17 protein-coding genes are annotated in these 21,145 nt (G+C 64.6%); 6 read left to right on the forward strand and 11 right to left on the reverse strand.

Annotated features, from left to right (window positions below; translation table 11 throughout):
* Window positions 1–92 precede the first annotated feature (92 nt).
* The 3 genes from KSS95_RS08890 (at window position 93) to pdxH (ending at window position 2,997) form a co-directional block, all read left to right on the forward strand.
* Complete coding sequence (locus KSS95_RS08890) at window positions 93–1,238, forward strand: serine hydrolase domain-containing protein (protein ID WP_217853950.1); 1,146 nt, start codon at window positions 93–95, stop codon at window positions 1,236–1,238.
* A 99-nt stretch (window positions 1,239–1,337) separates the two neighbouring features.
* Window positions 1,338–2,330: an OmpA family protein gene (locus KSS95_RS08895; RefSeq protein WP_217853336.1), complete on the forward strand. Its 993-nt coding sequence runs from the start codon at window positions 1,338–1,340 to the stop codon at window positions 2,328–2,330.
* 19 nt (window positions 2,331–2,349) lie between these two features.
* Window positions 2,350–2,997 carry a pyridoxamine 5'-phosphate oxidase gene (pdxH, locus tag KSS95_RS08900; protein ID WP_217853337.1) on the forward strand — a complete coding sequence of 216 codons (648 nt, stop codon included), beginning with the start codon at window positions 2,350–2,352 and terminating at the stop codon, window positions 2,995–2,997.
* Window positions 2,998–3,116: 119 nt separating this feature from the next.
* Here pdxH and KSS95_RS08905 read toward each other — a convergent pair whose 3' ends face one another.
* Entirely contained in the window at window positions 3,117–3,347 is a 231-nt protein-coding gene (locus tag KSS95_RS08905; protein WP_217853338.1) for a hypothetical protein, read from the reverse strand.
* A gap of 148 nt (window positions 3,348–3,495) precedes the next feature.
* Here KSS95_RS08905 and KSS95_RS08910 point away from each other — a divergent pair, with 148 nt between their 5' ends.
* Window positions 3,496–3,960 (forward strand): outer membrane lipoprotein, encoded by a 465-nt coding sequence (locus KSS95_RS08910; protein ID WP_023632818.1) that lies wholly within the window; start codon window positions 3,496–3,498, stop codon window positions 3,958–3,960.
* Between the two features lie 75 nt (window positions 3,961–4,035).
* On the opposite strand, the gene KSS95_RS08915 is transcribed toward KSS95_RS08910, so the two are convergent.
* The 7 genes from KSS95_RS08915 to KSS95_RS08945 form a co-directional block, all read right to left on the reverse strand.
* Entirely contained in the window at window positions 4,036–5,649 is a 1,614-nt protein-coding gene (locus KSS95_RS08915; RefSeq protein ID WP_217853339.1) for an NAD(P)/FAD-dependent oxidoreductase, read from the reverse strand.
* 103 nt (window positions 5,650–5,752) lie between these two features.
* Window positions 5,753–6,430, reverse strand: coding sequence for a COG3650 family protein (locus KSS95_RS08920; protein ID WP_217853340.1), 678 nt, complete (start codon window positions 6,428–6,430; stop codon window positions 5,753–5,755).
* Between the two features lie 243 nt (window positions 6,431–6,673).
* Window positions 6,674–7,375 (reverse strand): ABC transporter ATP-binding protein, encoded by a 702-nt coding sequence (locus tag KSS95_RS08925; protein WP_023631160.1) that lies wholly within the window; start codon window positions 7,373–7,375, stop codon window positions 6,674–6,676.
* Window positions 7,376–8,143 (reverse strand): high-affinity branched-chain amino acid ABC transporter ATP-binding protein LivG, encoded by a 768-nt coding sequence (gene livG, locus KSS95_RS08930; protein ID WP_070094357.1) that lies wholly within the window; start codon window positions 8,141–8,143, stop codon window positions 7,376–7,378.
* Window positions 8,140–9,396, reverse strand: coding sequence for a high-affinity branched-chain amino acid ABC transporter permease LivM (locus KSS95_RS08935; protein WP_217853341.1), 1,257 nt, complete (start codon window positions 9,394–9,396; stop codon window positions 8,140–8,142). Before KSS95_RS08935 ends, livG begins: the two co-directional genes overlap by 4 nt.
* Entirely contained in the window at window positions 9,393–10,316 is a 924-nt protein-coding gene (gene livH, locus KSS95_RS08940; RefSeq protein WP_046854487.1) for a high-affinity branched-chain amino acid ABC transporter permease LivH, read from the reverse strand. Before livH ends, KSS95_RS08935 begins: the two co-directional genes overlap by 4 nt.
* Window positions 10,317–10,553: 237 nt before the next feature.
* Window positions 10,554–11,669, reverse strand: coding sequence for a branched-chain amino acid ABC transporter substrate-binding protein (locus KSS95_RS08945; protein WP_217853342.1), 1,116 nt, complete (start codon window positions 11,667–11,669; stop codon window positions 10,554–10,556).
* A gap of 358 nt (window positions 11,670–12,027) precedes the next feature.
* Between KSS95_RS08945 and KSS95_RS08950 the strand changes: the two genes are divergently transcribed.
* Window positions 12,028–12,333, forward strand: coding sequence for a DUF2288 domain-containing protein (locus KSS95_RS08950; RefSeq protein WP_217853343.1), 306 nt, complete (start codon window positions 12,028–12,030; stop codon window positions 12,331–12,333).
* Between the two features lie 217 nt (window positions 12,334–12,550).
* Here KSS95_RS08950 and KSS95_RS08955 read toward each other — a convergent pair whose 3' ends face one another.
* Window positions 12,551–14,734 carry a hypothetical protein gene (locus KSS95_RS08955; RefSeq protein WP_217853344.1) on the reverse strand — a complete coding sequence of 728 codons (2,184 nt, stop codon included), beginning with the start codon at window positions 14,732–14,734 and terminating at the stop codon, window positions 12,551–12,553.
* A gap of 191 nt (window positions 14,735–14,925) precedes the next feature.
* On the opposite strand from KSS95_RS08955, the gene KSS95_RS08960 reads away from it, so the two are divergent.
* A complete protein-coding gene (locus KSS95_RS08960) occupies window positions 14,926–15,813 on the forward strand; it encodes an NAD(P)-dependent oxidoreductase (RefSeq protein ID WP_217853345.1) in 888 nt (295 codons plus the stop codon).
* On the opposite strand, the gene KSS95_RS08965 is transcribed toward KSS95_RS08960, so the two are convergent.
* A complete protein-coding gene (locus KSS95_RS08965; RefSeq protein ID WP_217853346.1) occupies window positions 15,713–17,977 on the reverse strand; it encodes a putative bifunctional diguanylate cyclase/phosphodiesterase in 2,265 nt (754 codons plus the stop codon). The two genes, KSS95_RS08960 and KSS95_RS08965, sit on opposite strands and share 101 nt — an antisense overlap.
* A gap of 313 nt (window positions 17,978–18,290) precedes the next feature.
* The gene (rapA, locus tag KSS95_RS08970; RefSeq protein ID WP_217853347.1) at window positions 18,291–21,137 is read right to left on the reverse strand and encodes an RNA polymerase-associated protein RapA; all 2,847 of its coding nucleotides are present in this window, start codon (window positions 21,135–21,137) and stop codon (window positions 18,291–18,293) included.
* Window positions 21,138–21,145 lie beyond the last annotated feature (8 nt).

Here is a 21,145-nt window from a genome sequence, read left to right on the forward strand (position 1 = left end):
CGCAACCACCCAGCCATCTCCAGTAGGCAAATCGGCCAACTACTGAAACAATGCACGCTTTTGCAAGCCAGGCCGTGCAGAGAGGTAGTCGGGTGCAGATCCAGGGTCACTATGAGCTGAAGTTCGAGGCGGTGCGCGAGGCCTTCGCCGCGTTGTTCGAGGATCCCCAGGAGCGTGGTGCCGCGCTGTGCATCCAGGTCGGCGGGCAAACCGTGGTCGACCTCTGGGCCGGCAGTGCCGACAAGGATGGCCGCGAGGCCTGGCACAGCGACACTATCGCCAACCTGTTCTCCTGCACCAAGACCTTCACCGCCGTCACCGCCCTGCAACTGGTGGGCGAGGGCAAGCTGGCCCTCGACGCGCCCGTGGCGCGCTACTGGCCCGAGTTCGCCCAGGCCGGCAAGGAGCAGGTGACCTTGCGCCAGCTGCTCAGCCACCGCGCAGGCCTACCAGCCATTCGCGAGCTGCTGCCGGCCGAGGCCCTGTACGACTGGCAGGCGATGGTCGACGCCCTGGCCGCCGAAGCCCCCTGGTGGCACCCCGGTAGCGAGCATGGCTACGCCGCCATTACCTATGGCTGGCTGATTGGCGAGCTGATTCGCCGCGCCGATGGCCGTGGCCCGGGCGACTCCATCGTCGCTCGTACTGCCAAGCCGCTGGGCCTGGACTTCCATGTCGGCCTGGCGGATGAAGAATTCCACCGCGTGGCGCATATCGCCCGCGGCAAGGGCAACCCTGGCGATGCCGCGGCCCAGCGCCTGCTGCAGGTCACGATGCGCGAACCCGAGGCGCTGTCGACCCGGGCCTTCACCAACCCACCGGCCATCCTCACCAGCACCAACAAACCTGAGTGGCGGCGCATGCAGCAGCCGGCGGCCAATGGCCACGGCAACGCCCGCAGCCTGGCGGGCTTCTACGCCGGCCTGCTCGACGGCAGCCTGCTCGAATCCGAACTGCTTGACGAGTTGACCCGCGAGCACAGCCTCGGCCAGGACCGTACCCTGCTGACCCAGACCCGCTTCGGCCTGGGCTGCATGCTCGACCAGCCGGATGTGGCCAATGCCACCTTCGGGCTGGGCGCCCGTGCCTTCGGCCACCCAGGCGCGGGTGGCTCGGTCGGTTTCGCCGACCCCGAACACGACGTGGCCTTCGGCTTCGTCACCAATACCCTGGGCCCCTACGTGCTGATGGATCCGCGCGCACAGCGACTGGTGCGCACCCTTGGCACTTGCCTTTGATCGGGTAACGCGGGTATTGCCCGAACCCTTTGACTATCCTCAATGCCAACGCCTGACGCGTATGGGCAAAATTTCTTTCTATTTCATGGTGTATCGCTGATGTCTTCACATAAAACCTTAGCACTCGCCCTGTGCCTGGCCATGACCGGCTGCGCCAGCCATTCGCAGGATTCGTCCAAGGACAGCGCGCTCAACTGGTGGCCGTTTGGTTCGGACCAGGTCGCCGACCAGGAAGTGAAAGAGGCCGTGGTCGAGAAGGTCGCCAAGGCCGATGCCAAGTCCGAGAGCAGCAGCCGCTGGTGGTGGCCGTTTGGTGGCGACGCCAAGCCGGGCAAGGTCGCGGCTGTGCCGAAGATCGACCAGAAAGCCACCCAGGCCTGGCTTGACCAGTACGAACCCAAGGTCCGCGAGGCCATCAAGGGCAGCAAGTTCGAACTGGAGCGCCGCGAGGACGTGCTGGTCGTGACCATCCCGGTGGACAGCTCGTACAACCCGGACCGTCCGAACATGCTGCTGCCGGTCACCCTCGGCCCGATCACCCAGGTGGCCAAGGTCGTCGAGACCGACAGCAAGACCGCCGTGCTGGTGCTCGGCCACGCCGACAGCAGCGGTGCCACCGCCGCCAACCAGAAGCTCAGCCTCGAGCGCGCCGCCTCGGTGTCGGCGATTTTCCGCCTCAGCGGCCTGCAGCGTGACCGCCTGATGCTCAAGGGCATGGGCTCGGTGATGCCGCGCGCTGCCAACGACAGCGCCGAGGGCCGTGCCCTGAACCGTCGCGTCGAACTGCTGCTGACCCCGCAGAACACCATGGTCGCGCTGCTGGCCAAGTACCAGCAGGCCGCACCCGCGCCGACGCCGGCTGCCATGGTCGCGGTGCAAGACGCCAAGGCCCCTGCAGCCAAGGCCGCGACCGCCAAGCCCGCCGCCAAGGCCGCCGCCAAGCCTGCGGCGAAGAAACCGGCCGCCAAAGCCAAGGCCCCGGCCAAGGCCAGCACCACCGCGAAGAAGAAGGCCACTGCGGCCAAGCCCGCCGCGAAGAAGGCCGCCACCGACAAGAAAGTCGCCGCCAACAGCCCTGCGAAGACCAACTGATCGTCAAGGAAACGCAGTCATGACCCAATCCCTGGCCGATATGCGCCGCGACTACACCCGTGATGGCCTGGCCGAAGCCCAGGCCCCGGGGGAGCCGTTTGCGCTGTTTCACCACTGGTTCGCCGATGCGCTGAAGACCGAGCAGCTACCGGTGGAAGCCAATGCCATGACCCTGGCGACCGTCGATGCCGATGGCCGCCCGCATTGCCGGGTGCTGTTGCTCAAGGCCCTGGATACGCGCGGGTTCACCTTTTTCACCAACTACCAAAGCGCCAAGGGCCAGCACCTTGCGGCCAATCCCTTTGCCGCGATGACCTTCTTCTGGCCGGCGCTGGAGCGTCAGGTGCGCATCGAAGGGCGGGTGGAGAAGGTCACGGCCAAGGAGTCGGACGACTACTATCAGGTGCGCCCGCTGGGCAGCCGGCTGGGGGCCTGGGCGTCGCCGCAAAGCCGGGTGATTGCCGATCGCGCCGAACTCGAGGGGCTGGTCAAGGCCACCGAAGCACGCTTCAGCGATACCCAGCCTGATTGCCCGGAACATTGGGGGGGCTATCGCCTGTTGCCGGAGCGCGTGGAGTTCTGGCAGGGGCGAGCGAGCCGCTTGCATGACCGGCTCAATTACCGGCTGGTGGATGGGCAGTGGTTGCGTGAGCGCCTGGCGCCGTGATTTGCCGGTGCGGCGCAGTGGAATAATCGTGGGAGCGGGGCAAGCCCGCTGCCACGCCGCTGTCTAGGCGCTGTAGTTCAACGCAGCATGGACGAGTATCAAGGCTTTTCGTACAGAGCCTAAGGCGTTTTCGCCGCCTCCCGCTGCAACCATTCCCCCAGCGCCTTGCGCTTGACCTTCTCCTTGCGTGCCCGCTCGAGCAACGCCAGCATGCATGCCCGCCGGTGCGGGTCATCCCCCGCCAGCGACAACGCCAGGTCGCGGTCCATCCAGCGGCGCATGCGCACATACAGCCAGCCGTGAAAATACAGGCCGGCGATGGTCACGATGACGACGATGAAGTAATCCATGGCTATCCTTGGTCTCACCTGTAGGCCCGTAGCACAGCCAACGGTGGCTGTACCTGAGCTGAATGAAAACAATTTTATAACCTTTGCGCCGTGACACCCGTCAAGGCGAAGAGTCTAATGCTTACCTGACTTACTGGAGATGCTCCTCATGCGTAAATCCGCTTTGCTGCTGGCCAGCTTCACCACCGTGTCGCTGCTGCTGGGCGGCTGCCAATCGTCGCTGACCGGCGACAGCTACTCCCGTGATGAGGCCCGCCGCGTGCAGACCGTGCGCATGGGCACCATCGAATCCTTGCGGCCGGTGAAGATCGAAGGCACCAAGACCCCGATCGGCGGTGGCGCCGGTGCCATCGTCGGTGGCGTCGCCGGCAGCGCCGTGGGCGGTGGCCGTGGCAGCATCGTTGCCGCGGTCATCGGTGCCGTGGCCGGCGGCCTGGCCGGCTCGGCCGCCGAAGAAGGCCTGACCCGCACCCAGGGCGTGGAAATCACCGTACGCGAAGACGACGGCAGCATGCGTGCCTATGTGCAGCAGGTGCAGCAGAACGAGATCTTCCGCGTCGGCGAGCGCGTGCGCATCATGACGGTCGATGGCACCAGCCGCGTCACTCACTGATCTTGCGCGCAAAAACAAACCCCGACCGGCCTAGCCGTGTCGGGGTTTCTTTTTGTCCCCAGGTGGGCCGCCGAGTCAGTCGTTCAGCCCGAGCATGTCCCGCGCCACGGCTTCGGCGATGCGAATGCCGTCGACGCCTGCCGACAGGATGCCGCCGGCATAGCCTGCGCCTTCACCGGCGGGGAACAGGCCCTTGAGGTTCAGGCTCTGGTAGTCGGCGCCACGGGTGATGCGCAGTGGCGAGGAGGTGCGCGTCTCGATGCCGGTCAACACCGCGTCATGCAGGTTGTAGCCCTTGATCTGGCGATCGAACGCCGGCAGCGCTTCGCGGATCGCCTCGATGGCGAAGTCCGGCAGGCTCGGCGCCAGGTCGCCCAGGGTGACCCCTGGTTTGTACGAAGGCTCGACACTGCCCAGCGCGGTGGACGCACGCCCGGCGACAAAGTCGCCGACCAGCTGCGCGGGGGCCTGGTAGTTGCTGCCGCCCATCACGTAGGCGTGCGCCTCCAGGCGCTCCTGCAACTCGATACCGGCCAATGGGCCGCCCGGGTAGTCGCGCTCGGGGTCGATGCCGACGACGATGCCGGAGTTGGCATTGCGTTCGTTACGCGAGTACTGGCTCATGCCGTTGGTGACTACCCGGCCCGGTTCGCTGGTGGCGGCGACCACGGTGCCGCCCGGGCACATGCAGAAGCTGTACACCGAACGACCGTTCTTGGCGTGGTGCACCAGCTTGTAGTCGGCGGCGCCGAGTTTCGGGTGGCCGGCATACTTGCCCAGGCGCGCCTTGTCGATCAGCGACTGCGGGTGTTCGATACGGAACCCCACCGAGAACGGCTTGGCCTCCATGAACACGCCCTTGGCGTGCAGCATGCGGAAGGTATCGCGGGCGCTGTGGCCCAGGGCCAGCACTACGTGCCGGGATTGCAGCTGTTCGCCGCTTTCCAGGACTACGCCGGTGAGCTGCTCGCCGTCCACCAGCAGGTCGGTGAGTTTCTGCTCGAAGCGTACCTCGCCGCCCAGGTTGATGATTTCCTCGCGCATCTTCTCGACCATGCTGGTCAGGCGGAAGGTGCCGATGTGCGGCTTGTTGATGTAGAGGATTTCGTCCGGCGCGCCAGCCTTGACGAACTCTTCCAGAACCTTGCGGCCATGGTGCTGCGGATCCTTGATCTGGCTGTACAGCTTGCCGTCGGAGAAGGTCCCGGCGCCGCCTTCGCCAAACTGCACGTTGGACTCGGGGTTGAGCACGCTCTTGCGCCACAGGCCCCAGGTGTCCTTGGTGCGCTGGCGCACTTCCTTGCCGCGCTCGAGTACGATCGGCTTGAAGCCCATCTGAGCCAGCAGCAGGCCGGCGAAGATGCCACAAGGGCCGAAGCCGACCACGATCGGGCGTTCCTGCAGCGTGGCGGGGGCCTGGCCGACGAACTTGTAGCTGACGTCCGGGGCGACGCCGACCTTGCTGTCATCTGCGAAACGGCGCAGCAGTTCGGCTTCGTTGCTGGTCTGCAGGTCGATGGTGTAGATGAACAGCAATTCGCTGTTCTTCTTGCGGGCGTCGTAGCTGCGCTTGAACAGGGTGAAACCGAGCAGTTGCGCGTCGTCGATGCCCAGGCGCTGGACGATGGCCGCGCGCAGCTCGTCGTCGGAGTGGTCCAGGGGCAGCTTCAGTTCGGTGATTCGTAGCATGGCAGGGTCCAGTATCCCGGCCATGGGCGGCCGGCGGCTTTACACAAACCGCCAAGTATAAGCTGTTCGCCACCCAGACTGGCAGGATAAAAGCACCCAGCGGTCAGAGATCGCGGGCACCGCCGTAGTAGGCGCAGCCTTGCAGGGTCTTGCCGTCCATGCGCAGTTCGGCCTTGAGGTGGCGGATGGCACCCGTGGCGCCGTCGACGCAGCGCTGCGGCGCGACCCACAACTCGACGCGCTGGCCGTTGGCTTCGCTGGACAGGCTCAGGCCGCCACCGGGCAGTGCTTCTTCCAGGTAGGGCAGTGGCAGCGGCGGCTCGCCGACACGGTTGAGGACCATGCCCTTGCCGCTGGCCTTGATGTCCCAGTCCGGCTCGTTGCCACCGGCGCGCAGGGTCAGCTGCTTGAAGTTGGGGTCTTCGCAGCCGCTGTATTCGGAGGTTTCCAGGCGGTACAGGCGAGTCACCTCGAGTTGGCCATCGCTGCCGGCTTGCTGGCTGCCGGTCATGCGCCCTCGAACATCGGCGAACAGTTTGTCACCGGCGTCATCGGCCAGGTTGGCGGCTTCCTGGAGAATGCCGGTGCCGGCGGCGTCCTTGACGATGAAGCGGCGGCTTTCACGGCATGGCTTGAACAGCAGGTGGCCGCCGGCTGCGCTCAGTTCGCCCTGCAGGCGGGTGCTGCCGAGGTTTGGGTCGACGGGTTTTTCGGCCAGCACCTGGCAGCCGGCGAACAGCGGCAGCAGGGCGGTGAGCAGCAGGGAAGGGGTGAGGCGCATGGGGCGGGCTCCGGTGTTCGGGCAAAAAGTGCCGGCCACGTTACCGAGCCTGTGGGGTGTCTACAAGGGGGACAAGAGCACTGTACGAGTCATGGCGTAGGAGCCAGCCTTGCTGGCGAATCAGGCGCCTCGGTGGATGACCCCGGCTACGCCGGTGTTCGCCGGCAAAGCCGGCTCCTACACGGGCCATGCCAACAGCAAATTCAACAGGCAGAAAAAAGGGCCCGAAGGCCCTTTGATCGATCAACCCCCCAGGTAGGCGTCGCGCACCTTCGGGTCGGTCAACAGCGCTTCACCGGTGCCCTGCATCACCACCTTGCCGTTTTCCAGCACGTAGGCGCGGTCGGCGATCTTCAGCGCCTGGTTGGCGTTCTGCTCCACCAGGAACACGGTCACGCCATCGCGGCGCAGCTGTTCGATGATGTCGAAGATCTGCTGGATGATGATCGGCGCCAGGCCCAGCGACGGTTCGTCGAGCAGCAGCAACTTGGGCTTGCTCATCAGCGCCCGGCCGATGGCGAGCATCTGCTGCTCGCCGCCGGACATGGTGCCGCCACGCTGGATGTAGCGCTCCTTCAGGCGCGGGAACAGCTGCAGGACCTTGTCCAGCTGCTCCTGGTAGTCGCCCTTGTTGGTGAAGAAACCGCCCATGGCCAGGTTTTCCTCGACGGTCAGGCGGGCGAACACGCGGCGGCCTTCCGGCACCACCGCGATGCTCTTGCGCATGATGTGCGAGGACGGCTGGCCGACCAGCTCCTCTCCCAGGTACTTGATGCTGCCGCTGCTGGCCTGGGGCGAACCGCACAGGGTCATCAGCAAGGTCGACTTGCCGGCGCCGTTGGCGCCGATCAGGGTGACGATCTCGCCCTGGTTGATCTCGACGTTGACGCTGTGCAGCGCCTGGATCTTGCCGTAGAAGGTGGAAACGTTCTCGAACTTCAGCATTTACGCCTCCCCCAGGTAGGCCTTGATCACATCCGGGTTGCCGCGAATCTCTTCCGGCGTGCCGTCGGCCAGGGGCGTGCCCTGGTTGATCACCACGATGTGGTCGGAAATGCTCATCACCAGTTTCATGTCGTGCTCGATCAGCAGCACGGTCACGTTGTGCGATTCGCGCAGGTAGCCAATGAGGGCCTTGAGGTCCTCGGTCTCCTTGGGGTTCAGGCCGGCGGCCGGTTCGTCGAGCATGATGATCCGCGGTTGGGTCATCATGCAGCGGGCGATTTCCAGGCGCCGTTGCTGGCCATAGGCGAGGGTGCCGGCGGTACGGTTGGCGAACTCGGTCAGGTTGACCTTCTCCAGCCAGTACTGGGCGCGCTCCATGGCCTCTTTTTCGCTGCGGCGGAAGCTTGGGGTCTTGAACAGCCCGGCGAAGAAGTTGGTATTGAGGTGGCGGTGCTGGGCGATCAGCAGGTTCTCCAGCGCGGTCATCTCCTTGAACAGGCGCACGTTCTGGAAGGTCCGCACCACGCCCTTGCGGGCGATCTGATGGCCGGCCAGGCCCTGGATCGGCTGGCCGTCGAGCAGGATGGTTCCGCCGCTGGGCTTGTAGAAGCCGGTCAGGCAGTTGAACACCGTGGTCTTGCCGGCGCCGTTGGGGCCGATCAAGGCCACCACCTGTTTTTCCTTGACGGTCAGGCCCACGCCGTTGACCGCCAACAAGCCGCCGAAGCGCATGCTCAGGCCGCTGACTTGCAGAATTTCGCGGCTCATCGACGCAGCTCCATGTGTGGACGTTGCATGGGCAGCAGGCCCTGCGGACGCCAGATCATCATCAACACCATCAGCGCACCGAACATCAGCATCCGGTACTCGCTGAACTCACGCATCATCTCCGGCAGCAGGATCATCACGATGGCCGCGAGAATCACGCCCAATTGCGAGCCCATGCCGCCCAGCACGACGATGGCGAGGATGATCGCCGATTCGATGAAGGTGAACGACTCCGGTGTCACCAGGCCCTGGCGGGCGGCAAAGAAGCTGCCGGCGAAACCGGCGAAGCAGGCACCCAGGGTGAAGGCCGAGAGCTTGATCACGGTAGGGTTCAGGCCCAGCGCGCGGCAGGCGATCTCGTCTTCGCGCAGCGCTTCCCAGGCGCGGCCGATCGGCATGCGCAGCAGGCGGTTGATCACGAACAGCGCCAGCAAGGCCAGCAGCAGGGCCACCAGGTAGAGGAAGATGACCTTGTTGATCGAGTTGTATTGCAGCCCGAAGAACTCGTGGAAGGTCTGCATCCCCTCGGCGGCCTTGCGTTCGAAGGTCAGGCCGAAGAACTCAGGCTTGGGGATGTTGCTGATGCCGTTGGGGCCACCGGTCCAGTCGGTGAGGTTACGCAGGAACAGGCGGATGATTTCGCCAAAGCCCAGGGTCACGATCGCCAGGTAGTCGCCGCGCAGGCGCAGCACCGGGAAACCGAGCAGGAAGCCAAAGGTGGCGGCCATCAGGCCGGCGATCGGCAGGCACACCCAGAAACTCCAGCCCAGGTAATGCGAGAGCATCGCATAGCTGTAGGCGCCGACGGCATAGAAGCCGACATAACCCAGGTCGAGCAACCCGGCCAGGCCGACCACGATGTTCAGGCCCAGGCCCAGCAGCACGTAGATCAGGATCAGCGTGGCGATGTCGACCGCGCCGCGCGAGCCGAAGAACGGCCAGATCAGCGCCGCCACGATCAGCCCCATGATCACCCAGCGCTGGGTTTTCGGCAGGGTCAGGAAGTTGCTCACCGAAGGCGGTACCAGCTTGCGCTCCGAGCGGCGGCCCATCACCGCGCTCCACTGCTTGTCGAACAGCACGCGCAGGAACATCAGCACCGAGCACGCGGCGATGATGCTGATGGTGAACGAGCCCTGGCTGTGCACGATCAGGCTGATGCCGTCGATGCTGAGTTTCAGGCCCAGCACCGGGAAGGCCACGGCCCAGACCAGCAAGGCGCTGAAGAACGCCTGTTTGAGATTTCTGTTCATACTTTTTCAACCTCCGGGCGGCCCAGGATGCCGGTCGGCCGGAACAGCAGGACAAGAACCAAAAGACCGAATGCCACCACGTCCTTGTACTGGTCGCCGAAGATATCGGCGCCGAACGCTTCGGCCACGCCCAGCACCAGCCCGCCGAGCATGGCGCCCGGAATGCTGCCGATGCCGCCCAGCACCGCCGCGGTGAAGGCCTTCAGGCCTACCAGGAAACCGGCGTTGGGGTTGATCACCCCGTACTGCATGCTCAGCAGCACGGCCGCCACCGCCGCCAGGGCGGCACCGATGACGAAGGTCAGGGCGATGATGTTGTTGGTGTTGATGCCCAGCAGGTTGGCCATCTTGATGTCCTCGGCGCAGGCACGGCAGGCGCGGCCCAGGCGGGAACGGGAGATGAACAGGGTCAGGCAGGTCATGGCGACCAGGGTCACCACGAACACCAGGATCTGCATGTACGAGACCAGCACTTCCTCCGCACCGCCCGGGCCGAACGAGAAGCTGCCGGGGATCAGGTTGGGGATGGACTTGTCTTTCGAGTCCTGCGACAACAGGACGGTGTTCTGCAGGAAGATCGACATGCCGATGGCGGAGATCAGCGGGATCAGCCGGTTGCTGTTGCGCAGCGGCCGGTAGGCGACCCGTTCGATGCTGTAGCCATAGGCACTGGTGACGCAGATGGTGGCGACGAAGGCCACGGTCATCAGGATCGGCAACGAGTGGATGCCCATCATGGCCAGCCCGGCCAGGGCGATGAAGGCCACATAGCTACCGATCATGTACACCTCGCCGTGGGCGAAGTTGATCATGCCGATGATGCCGTACACCATCGTGTAACCGATGGCGATCAGCGCGTAGGTACTGCCGATGGTCAATCCGTTAACCAGTTGTTGTAGGAAATGGTAGATCTCAGGCATTACAGCGCTCCTAAAAACCTGATTTGCATTTCGCTGGCGGGGGTGACCCGGGCCCTTGTTCTCGCGGTCTTCGCCACGTGATCGTTGTGCGGGCACAGCCAGGAAACCGCGGGTGACGGTTTTAAGATTTTCAGGTGAGCCGGCCCCCGGATCACGGGGATCGGGCCCATAGAACCTCGTAAAACAAAGCCCACTGCTCGCACAGTGGGCTTCTCGGTCAGCTATTTAGTCACGCAGTTACTGAGGGGAAACTTCGGTCTTCGGCTTGCCGAAGTGCCATTCGTAGACAACGAACTTGAAGTTCTTCAGGTCGCCCTTGTCGTCGTACGACAGCTCGCCGGTCGGGGTCTTGAAGGTGCCGGCGTGGATGGCGGCTGCCACCTTGTCGGTGTCTTCGGACTTGGCCGCCTTGATGCCACCGGCGATCAGCTCCACGGCGGAGTAGGCCGGGAACACGAACGGACCGCTCGGGTCCTTGCCGTCGGCCTTGATGGCATCGACGATGGCCTTGTTCTCTGGGTCGGCGTCGAAGGACTTGGGCAGGGTCACCAGCAGGCCTTCGGAAGCGCCTTGGGCGATCTGCGAGATGGAGTCGTTACCCACGCCTTCCGGGCCCATGAACTTGGCTTTCAGGCCCTTCTCCTGGGCCTGGCGCAGGATCAGGCCCAGCTCCGGGTGGTAGCCGCCGTAGTAGACGAAGTCGACGTTGTTCTGCTTGAGTTTCTGGATGATCGAGGAGAAGTCCTTGTCACCGGCGTTCAGGCCCTCGAACACGGCAACCTTGACGCCTTTGCCTTCCAGGGTGGTCTTCACCGCGGTGGCGATGCCTTCGCCGTATTGCTGCTTGTCGTGCAGCACGGCGACCACTTTCGGCTTGACGTGGTCGGCGATGTAGTTGCCGGCGGCCGGGCCCTGGGCGCTGTCCAGGCCGATGGTGCGGAAGATCAGCTTGTAGCCACGGCTGGTGATTTCCGGGGAGGTGGCGGCGGGGGTGATCATGATCACGCCTTCGTCTTCGTAGATGTCGGACGCCGGCTGGGTGGAGCTGGAGCACAGGTGGCCGATGACGAACTTGACGCCGTCGTTGACCACTTTGTTGGCGACGGCCACGGCCTGTTTAGGGTCGCACGCGTCGTCGTATTCCTTGGCTTCGAGCATCTTGCCATCGACGCCGCCCTTGGCGTTGATGTCCTTGATGGCCTGTTTGGCGCCGGTGAACTGCATGTCGCCGTATTGCGTGACCGGGCCGGTCTTGGGACCTGCGATACCGATCTTGATGGTATCGGCGGCAAACGAATGGCTGGCAACCCCGGCCAGAACCATTGCGGCGAACAGCTTGGAAATCTTGATCATAGTGCTCCACTCATTCTGTTGTAATTCTTATAGACCTGAGGTCAGGGCTACAGACCGGGCGGGACTGTGCACTGGCTACGCCAATGCGTGAACCCCACCTTCCCCCGGAACATGTCCCGGAACTGTACCGGTACAGTGTAGAGCGCTGTCCGAGCGCTTGAAAAGCGGGCGAAAAGCGTCTGTTTCCGGGGGTGTCGCCTGGTCGACATAAAGATACAGAAAAGCGCCATCACTTTGCCTGTATCCGCGTCCCGCCCCCACGAGTTCGGGCCTGATCGACCAAATTACGTATTTGAAACCGGGTTTTTCTGCAAAAATGCCGGCCTTTTTTGTTGGACGATCTTTGCGCAGGTAACCCATGACTGATCAAGTAAGCACCCTCTATGCCAAATTGCTCGGCGAGACCGCCGTCATCGAGTGGAAAGCCCTGGAGCGTTTCTGGGCCAAGGGTGACCTGATTTGGGTCGACCCCTCCCTCGACCTGATCACCGTTGCCGAGGCGATGGCCGAGAATCGCCGCGAGATCTTCGCCAAGTGGCGCAATGATGGCAGTGTCGGGCCGGTCTCTGCCGAGCAGGCGCTCGAGCTGCAAACCCGCGATCCAGAGATCTGGGCGGTGGTGGTTTCGCCGTTCATCGTGATCCAGGCGAAGAAAGCGGAATAAGCACGCGCTTTTTTAGTGCGTGATAACGCGCAGATGCATCGTGCTGGTGCGCATTGACTCTCACGTAAGGTGGAAACAAGTAACACGGCGGGGGTGGTTCGGCGGGGCGGTAACAGTTTACGGCATGCGTAATGGGTGATCGCGTAGGAGCCGGCTTGCCGGCGAACACCGGCGCTTGGTTCGCCAGCAAGGCTGGCTCCTACAGGCGTGTGGTGACTCAGTAATCCACGCGTCCGGTATGGCTGTTCAGCGAGATCACCCGGGTCTTGCCGATGCGGTGCCTGAAGATCTCGCGCAGGTACTTGACCGCCTTCTTCACGCACTCGCGCGACAGGCGGATGTCGTTGATCGAGACGAAACGGCTCTTGTCGTTGATCAGCTCGCGGTACTTCTTCTCGTACATCGGCTTGATCGCGTACCAGTTGGTGTCGAGGATCTTCGCCGGGTTCTCGAATTCGTTGAGCAGGTCGTCGATGCGGTCTTCGTCGAAATGCTCGCTGGTGATGAACTCGAGGATGGCGTTGTCCATGGTGTCGTCGAAACGGTACGGATTACGCGCAAAGCAACGCTTGATGAAGGCCACGATCAGGGTCAGGAAGTCGTCCGACAGGCACGGGCTCTTGGCGATCAGGGTGGTCAGCGACAGGTTGGCCGAGGCGCCGATCACCAGCGCGTAGCGCTTGAGCGTGGTGTTGGGGAACAGGCTGTTGAGGTGGGTCTTGAGCCGGTTCAGGTCCATGTACGACAGCTTGTAGTCCTTGGGCAGGGAGACGATCGACACCACCGACGAGCAGTTCTTGAAGAAGTGCAGGTCGTGCAAGGCCGCGGCGTCGTAGCCCGAGGCCTGGTACTGCTCCAGCGCGGCGCGGTAGCGGCGCGACTCGATCGGCAGCAGGCTGATGCCTTCGATGGCCTGGGTCTGCTTGTTGAAGTGCGGCAGGTCGATGGAGCGGAAGAACAGGTCGTCGATGTCCAGGCGCGGCTGCTCGCGCTCGAACACCTTGAACTTGTCCGAGCCCGCCGGTGGGATCTCCGGCACCACGGATTCGGCGTAGGCGATGGCCACCGGGCCGGCCAGGCTCATGAACAGGTCGTTGGCGTCCAGGCGGATGGTCTCGCCGATGTCGATGCCGGCGCGGCGGAAATAGTTCTGGTCGTAGTCGGTGGTCACCGCCTGGGCGGTGAGGATGTTGAAGATCTGCTGGGAGATGTACTGGTTGGCGTGCTTCTCCATGGCGTTGACGTCGATGTTCTGGATCGTGCCGTCGTCGCTCTCCTCGGCGTAGCGCATGATGTCGTTGGAGATCAGCATCATCGCGTTCCACGGGCGGATGCGGCCCATGACGCTGGCCTCGCTGCTGTCCTCATTGTCGAAGTTGTACGAGAAGTCCCATTCCTCCGACAAGTACTTGCACAGCAGGCGCCCGGCGTTGATGTGCAGCGCCTCGGACATTTCGCTGCGGTGGTCGGAGGCGTTGGGCAGCACGCAGATGCCGCTGGTGAAGATCGGCTCGAAGACGAACGAATGCCCGCTCTTGCCGTCGTTCTCGTCGGCCGGCTTGGTGTCGAAGGTCTTGTTCATGTACGAGTACTGCTGGGCCAGGCCGAACTCCGAGGCCATGCCCGAGCCGGTACCGCCGCCGGCGCTGAAGATGTAGAAATACAGGCGCGACTGGTTGGCCTTGATGCCGCAGGAGTCGATCAGGTACGAGTGGATCAGCTTCCAATCGGCGCTGGAGAAGCGCTGGGTGTCCTTGTTGAGGATGATCTTGGCCAGGTACTGGCCGAGGATCGGCGCGTTGCCGGCGCCACCGGCATGCACCTCGGACAGGTCCATGATCTTCATCTTGCTGTAGTCGCGCAGGAAGCCACCGCGCTCGCCCTTGCGCGAGAAGCGGATGCGTCCGGCGATGTCCTTGTCGAGGTCGCCAAGCATCACCAGCGGTTCGACCAGGAACACTGGCTTGGCCGCCTTGTTCTGCACCAGGCGCAGGTTCTGGCGGATCCAGCGCGCCGGGCTGTAGCCCGCCTCGCCCTTGAACCGGTCTTCGTTGTTGAACTCGTTGAGGAAGAAGGTGCGGGCGTTGTACACCAACTCCGCCACGTCCAGGGCGATGTTCGAGCCACAGCGGCCCAGGCCGATCAGGCACACCGACGGGAACTGCTGCTCCAGGCGCAGCTGCTCCTCGTCCTCGACGTGCAGGTTCTGCGGGAACACCAGCTCGCGCAGGCCATCGAGGTTGTCGAGGATGCGCTGGATGTCCTGTTCGGTGAAGTACAGGTACTGCTGCGCGGGCAGGCTGCGGGCGGCGGGAAGTTCCCGGGGGCTGCCGGCGGTCAGCGAAGTGGGGCTGAGCGACGACTCGGGGACCGCATTGGCAGAAGTGTTCGTAGAGGTCATAGTGCGCCATTTGCCTGAAGTGATTGGCTTCCCGGTGATGTATGTCATCTGGCCATCACGGGAAATTTCGCGACTTTATCAGTGCGTCTTTTTCTCATGCGATAGGGGTTTTCCTTAGCGCGACTAAGGTTTTTGCCTCGCACCCGCATTGCATCGTCCGTTTGTCACGCTTCTTTAATCTGGAGTTGCTCATGAGTACTGCCTTGCCTTCGTTGGGGTTCGCCGGGATCGGCTTGATGGGGCTGCCGATGTGCCGCCGCTTGCTGGCGGCCGGCTACCCGCTGACCGTGTGGAACCGCAGCGCCGACAAGTGCGCCGAGCTGGTCGCTGCCGGCGCGCGCCTGGCCAGCAGCCCCGCCGAGCTGTGCGCGGCGGTGGACATGGTGCTGCTGTGCCTGGCCGACACGGCGGTGGTGCGCGAGGTGGTCTTCGGTGAACAGGGCATTGCCCAGGGCGGGCGCAGCGGTCAGCTGCTGGTGGACTTGTCCAGCCTCGAGCCGACCGCCACCCGGGAGATGGCCGCGGCACTGGCGGCGCTGTGTGGCATGGCCTGGCTCGATGCGCCGGTGTCGGGCGGCACCCCAGGCGCCGAGGCCGGCAGCCTGGCGATCATGGTCGGCGGCGAGGCGCATGACCTGGCGCGGGCGCGCCCGGTCCTGCTGACCCTGGGCCAGCGGGTCACGCACATGGGGGCGGTGGGCGCCGGGCAGGTGACCAAGGCCTGCAACCAGATGATCGTCGCCTGCAACGCCCTGGTGATTGCCGAGGTGGTGGCTTTGGCCGAGCAGTCAGGGGTCGATGCACGCTTGCTTGCCGAGGCCCTGGCCGGTGGCTTCGCCGACTCCAAGCCATTGCAGATCCTCGCCCCGCAGATGGCCGAGGGCCGCTTCGAGCCGGTCAAGTGGCATGTGCGTACCCTGCTCAAGGACCTCGACGGCGCGGTGAAGCTCTCCCGCGAGCAGGGCTCGGCGACCCCGCTCAGTGCCCTCGCCGCGCAATTGATGCGCCTGCACGGTAGCCAGGGGTATCTGGAAAAAGATCCGGCGACCCTGGTAGCGCTGTATCGCAACAAGGATTGAACGCGCAGGCCTGGCGGTCGAGCCGCTCGAGCACTGGCCGCAATTCGGCCAGCGGCACCGGGCGGCTGAGCAGGTAGCCTTGCAGGTAGTCGCAGCCGTGGCTGGCGAGGAACTCATGTTGCTCGACGGTCTCGACGCCTTCGGTGACCACCTTCAGGTGCAGGGTATGGGCCATGACGATGATCGCCTGGACGATCTCGCGGTCCTTCTGGCTGCCCGGCACGTCGTGGATGAACGAGCGGTCGATCTTCAGCACGTCCAGCGGCAGGCGCTTGAGGTAGGCCAGCGAGGAGTAGCCTGTGCCGAAGTCGTCGATCGACAGCGCCACGCCCATGGCGCGGATGCGCTTGAGCAGGCTGACGGTGTGCTGGATATCGCCCATCAGCGCGTTCTCGGTGACTTCCAGCTCCAGCTGGCGCGCGGTGAGCCCGGCCTGGAACAGCGCCATTTCCACTTCCGTGGCCAGCTCCTCGCGGCCCAGGGTCAGTGCCGAGCAGTTCACCGTGACCTTGAGCTCGCCATAGCCATGCCGGTTGAGCTGGGCCAGGTCCTCGCAGGCGCGGCGTAGCACCCACAGGTCGAGGTCGGCGATCAGGCCGTTGGCCTCGGCGATGCAGATGAAACGTTCCGGGCTGAGCAGGCCATGCTGTGGATGCTGCCAGCGTACCAGCGCCTCGAGCTTAGCCACCTGGCCACTGCGCAGGTCGAAGATCGGCTGGTAGTGCACGCACAGGCCGCGTTCCTCGAACAGTGCCACGCGCAGTTCCTCCTCCAGTTGCAGTTCGAGGGTGGCGCGGGTCTTCAGGCCGGCGTTGAAGAAGTTCAGGTTGTTGCGCCCGCAGCCCTTGGACTGGTACAGCGCCAGGTCGGCGTTCTTCAGCAGCTCTTCGGTGCTCAGGCCGTCGTCGGGGAAGATACTGATGCCGATGCTGGTGGTCATCACCATGCGCCGGCCGGCCAGGTCGATGGGCTCCTTCATCCGCTGCATGATGCGTTGGGCCAGGTGGCGGGCTTCGTCGCGGCTGTTGAGGTTGGTGACGATGCAGAACTCGTCGCCGCCAAAGCGGGCTACCAGGTCCTGGCTGCGGGTGGCGGCCTTGATATGCCCGGCGATCACCTTGAGCAGTTCGTCGCCCGCGGCATGGCCGAGGCTGTCGTTGATGCGCTTGAAGTGGTCGATGTCGAGGAACATCACCGCCAGCATGCCCTCGTGGGCCGCCTGTTCGGCCAGGCGCTCGGCGAACACCTGGTTGAAGCCGCGGCGGTTGACCAGGTTGGTCAGGGCGTCGTAATGGGCCGCTTGCTGCAACGACACCCGTGCCTGGTCGAGCTGGCTGAGCAGCACGTTGACCCGGCGCAGGTCGTGCTCCTTGCTTTGCAGCTTCTTGTCGGCCAGGGCGGCGCTGATGCTGCTGCCGCTGATCAGCAAGGTAATGAAGGCGATGGTCAGCGCCAATTGCAGGCTGTTGTCCACCGTGGGCAGGCGCAGCGCGGCCTCGCTGGGGATCACCAGGGTCATTGCGGTCATGCCGGTGAAGTGGGTGAGCACGATGCCGCCGGCCATCAACAGGCTGGCGCCGTACTTGAGCAGCAGGTGCAGGGTGCCGCTGCCTTGGTGAAAATAGCGGGCCATCAGCAGCGCCACCAGGCTGGTGGCGATGGCGATGGCGATGGACGCCAGCAGCAGGCCGGTCTGGTAGTACTGCTGGGCGCTGGTCTGCAGCGCGGCCATGCCGATGTAGTGCATGGCGCTGATGCCCAGGCCGATGAACAGCGCGGTTTGCAGGTAGTGGCGCAGGTGCATGTGGCTGCGATCGAGGCTGCTCATCGCCAGCCAGGCGGCGCACAGGGCGATCAGCAGCGACAGGCCGGTGAGCGGGGCGTCATAGTGGATTTCCAGCGGGGCCTGGAAGGCCAGCATGCTGATGAAGTGCATGGCCCAGATGCCGCCGGCCAGGCAGCAGGCGCCCAGCACCCGCCATTGTCGGCGGGCCATGCGGTCTTCGCAGTGGCTCTGGCGTTCGGCCATGTCCAGGGTGGCGAAACAGGCGGCGCACGCCACGGCATAGGCGAGCAGCACCAGGAAGGGGTTGTGTCGGCAGTCGAGGATGATCTGTCCGGTCGCCGGCAGCTCGGCGAACAATTGCAGTCCCAGCCACTCCATTGCAGGCCTCTTTGTCGAGTTTTCACTCGTCCCCACAAAGCGCGGATGGAGACTGTTCCTGCTGGAGTATAGGAACGCAGGCTTAAGCCTTCCTGATTAATGGCACTTTGGTTTCTACCATTTGGATATGAAGGTAATAGCTGGAAGGTCTAAATGGGTGTTCGGCTTCGCGCGATCCCTGTAGGAGCGGCCTTGTGTCGCGAAGGGCTGCGAAGCAGCCCCGACAATCTTGCGACACAGCCAAGACCCTGGGGCCGCTGCGCGACCCTTTCGCGACACAAGGCCGCTCCTACAGGGGATACGCGAATTCCGATCAGCCAGCGACCAGCACCCGGATCGCCTCCAGGCGCAGGGCGGCTTTCTCCAGCGCCGTCAGGCTGTCTTCACGCTGCTTGCGCAGGGCGTCGATCTCGCTGTCACGCACACTCGGGTTGACCGCCTTGAGCGCGGTCAGGCGCGCCAGCTCCTCGTCGGCTTCGGCGCTCAGGCGCTGCTTGGCCTGGGCCACACGTTCCTCGTGGGTCGGCATGACCTTGGCCTCGCCGTCGGCGATGCGCTTGGCCAGCACGTCGCGCTGGGCCTGGACGAACTTGTTGGCACTGGCCTTGGGCACGCTTTCGAGCTGGTCGTTGAGGGTCTCGAAGGCCACCCGCGGGCCCAGGTCGTTGCCATTGGCGTCGAGCAGGCAGCGCAGCGCCGCCGGTGGCAGGTAGCGGCCCAGTTGCAGGCTGCGCGGGGCTACCACTTCGCTGACGTAGAGCAGCTCGAGCAGCACGGTGCCGGGCTTGAGGGCTTTGTTCTTGATCAGCGCCACGGCGGTGTTGCCCATCGAGCCGGACAGCACCAGGTCCATGCCGCCCTGGACCATCGGGTGTTCCCAGGTAAGGAACTGCATGTCCTCGCGCGACAGCGCCTGGCCGCGGTCGTAGGTGATGGTCACGCCTTCGTCGTCGCCCAGCGGGAAGCTGGCGTCGAGCATCTTCTCGCTCGGCTTGAGCACCAAGGCGTTTTCCGAGTGGTCCTCGCTGTCGATGCCGAAGGCGTCGAACAGGGTTTCCATGTAGATGGGCAGGGCGAACTGGTCGTCCTGTTCGAGAATGTCCTCGACCAACGCCTGGCCTTCGCCGGCGCCACCGGAGTTGAGTTCCAGCAGGCGGTCACGGCCGGTGTGCAGCTCGGCTTCCAGGCGCTCGCGCTCGGCGCGGGCCTCGGCCACCAGCTTGTCCCAACCCTTGGCGTCGCCGCCAGGCAGTTGCGCCAGCAGGCGCGGGCCGAACTGGTGCTGCAGGGCGTTGCCAGTCGGGCAGGTATTGAGGAAGGCGTTGAGGCCCTCGTGGTACCACTGGAACAGGCGCTGTTGCGGGCTGTCCTGCAAGTAGGGGATGTGCAGCTCGATGGTGTGCTTCTGGCCGATCCGGTCGAGGCGGCCGATGCGCTGCTCGAGCAGGTCTGGGTGGGCCGGCAGGTCGAACATCACCAGGTGATGGGCGAACTGGAAGTTGCGGCCTTCGCTGCCGATCTCGGAGCAGATCAGCACCTGGGCGCCAAATTCCTCGTCGGCGAAATAGGCCGCGGCGCGGTCGCGCTCGAGGATGCTCATGCCCTCGTGGAACACCGTGGCTGGAATGCCGGAGCGCACGCGCAGGGCGTCTTCCAGGTCCATGGCGGTTTCGGCGTGGGCGCAGATCACCAGCACCTTGGTGCGCTTGAGCATTTTCAGGGTGTCGATCAGCCAGTCGACCCGTGGGTCGAAGCGCCACCAGCGCTCGTCGTCGGCGGCTTCGCCCTGGGCCTGGAAGGCCACTTCCGGGTACAGCTCGGCGCGCTCGCCGGACGGCAGCTCGGCGTACTGCTCGGGGTTGGCCAGCGGGTAGGGGTGCAACTGGCGCTCGGGGAAGCCCTGGATCGCCGCGCGGGTGTTACGGAACAGCACGCGGCCAGTGCCGTGGCGGTCGAGCAGCTCGCGGATCAGGCGGGCGCTGGCCTGGCTGTCGCCATCGCTGACGGCGCCCAGCAGCGCCTCGCCTTCGGCGCCGAGGAAACCCTGGATGGTGGCGTGGGCCTTGGGCGACAGGCGGCCCTCGTCGAGCAGTTCCTGCACCGCCTCGGCCACCGGGCGATAGTGTTCGCTCTCGGCGCGGAACGCGGCCAGGTCATGGAAACGGTTGGGGTCGAGCAGGCGCAGGCGGGCGAAGTGGCTGTCCTGGCCGAGCTGCTCGGGGGTGGCGGTGAGCAGCAGCACGCCGGGGATCACCTGGGCCAGTTGCTCGACCAGGGCGTACTCGGGGCTGGCCTGTTCCTCGTGCCACACCAGGTGGTGGGCTTCGTCGACCACCATCAGGTCCCAGCCGGCGGCGAACAGCGCATCCTGGGCCTTCTCGTCGTCCACCAGCCACTCCAGGGCGACCAGCGCCAGCTGGGCATCCTCGAACGGGTTGCTGGCGTCGCTCTCGATGAAACGCTCGGCGTCGAACAGCGCGACCTGCAGGTTGAAGCGCCGGCGCATTTCCACCAGCCATTGGTGCTGCAGGTTCTCCGGCACCAAAATCAGCACGCGGCTGGCGCGGCCGGACAGCAGCTGGCGGTGGATCACCAGGCCGGCCTCGATGGTCTTGCCCAGGCCTACTTCGTCGGCCAGCAACACGCGCGGGGCGATGCGGTCGGCGACTTCGCGGGCGATGTGCAACTGGTGGGCGATTGGCTGCGCGCGTACGCCGCCCAGGCCCCACAGGGTCGAGAGCATCTGCTTGCTGGTGTGTTGCAGGGTGTTGTAGCGCAGCGAGAACCACGACAGCGGGTCGATCTGCCCGGCGAACAGACGGTCGCTGGCCAGGCGGAACTGGATGAAGTTCGACAGTTGCGTCTCGGGCAGCGTGCACGCCTGGTTCTGCCCGTCGATGCCGTGGTAGACCAGCAGGCCGTCGACGTCCTCGACTTCGCGCACGGTCAGCTTCCAGCCCTCGAAATGGGTGATCTGGTCGCCCGGCGAGAAGCGCACGCGGGTCAGCGGCGCATTGCGTAGCGAGTACTGGCGGGTGTCGCCCGTGGCCGGGTAGAGCACGGTCAACAGGCGGCCATCCTGCGCCAGGATGGTCCCAAGACCGAGCTCGGCTTCGCTGTCGCTGATCCAGCGTTGCCCCGGTTGATACTGCTGCGCCATACTGCCAA

Source organism: Pseudomonas muyukensis (assembly GCF_019139535.1).
GTDB lineage: Bacteria > Pseudomonadota > Gammaproteobacteria > Pseudomonadales > Pseudomonadaceae > Aquipseudomonas > Aquipseudomonas muyukensis.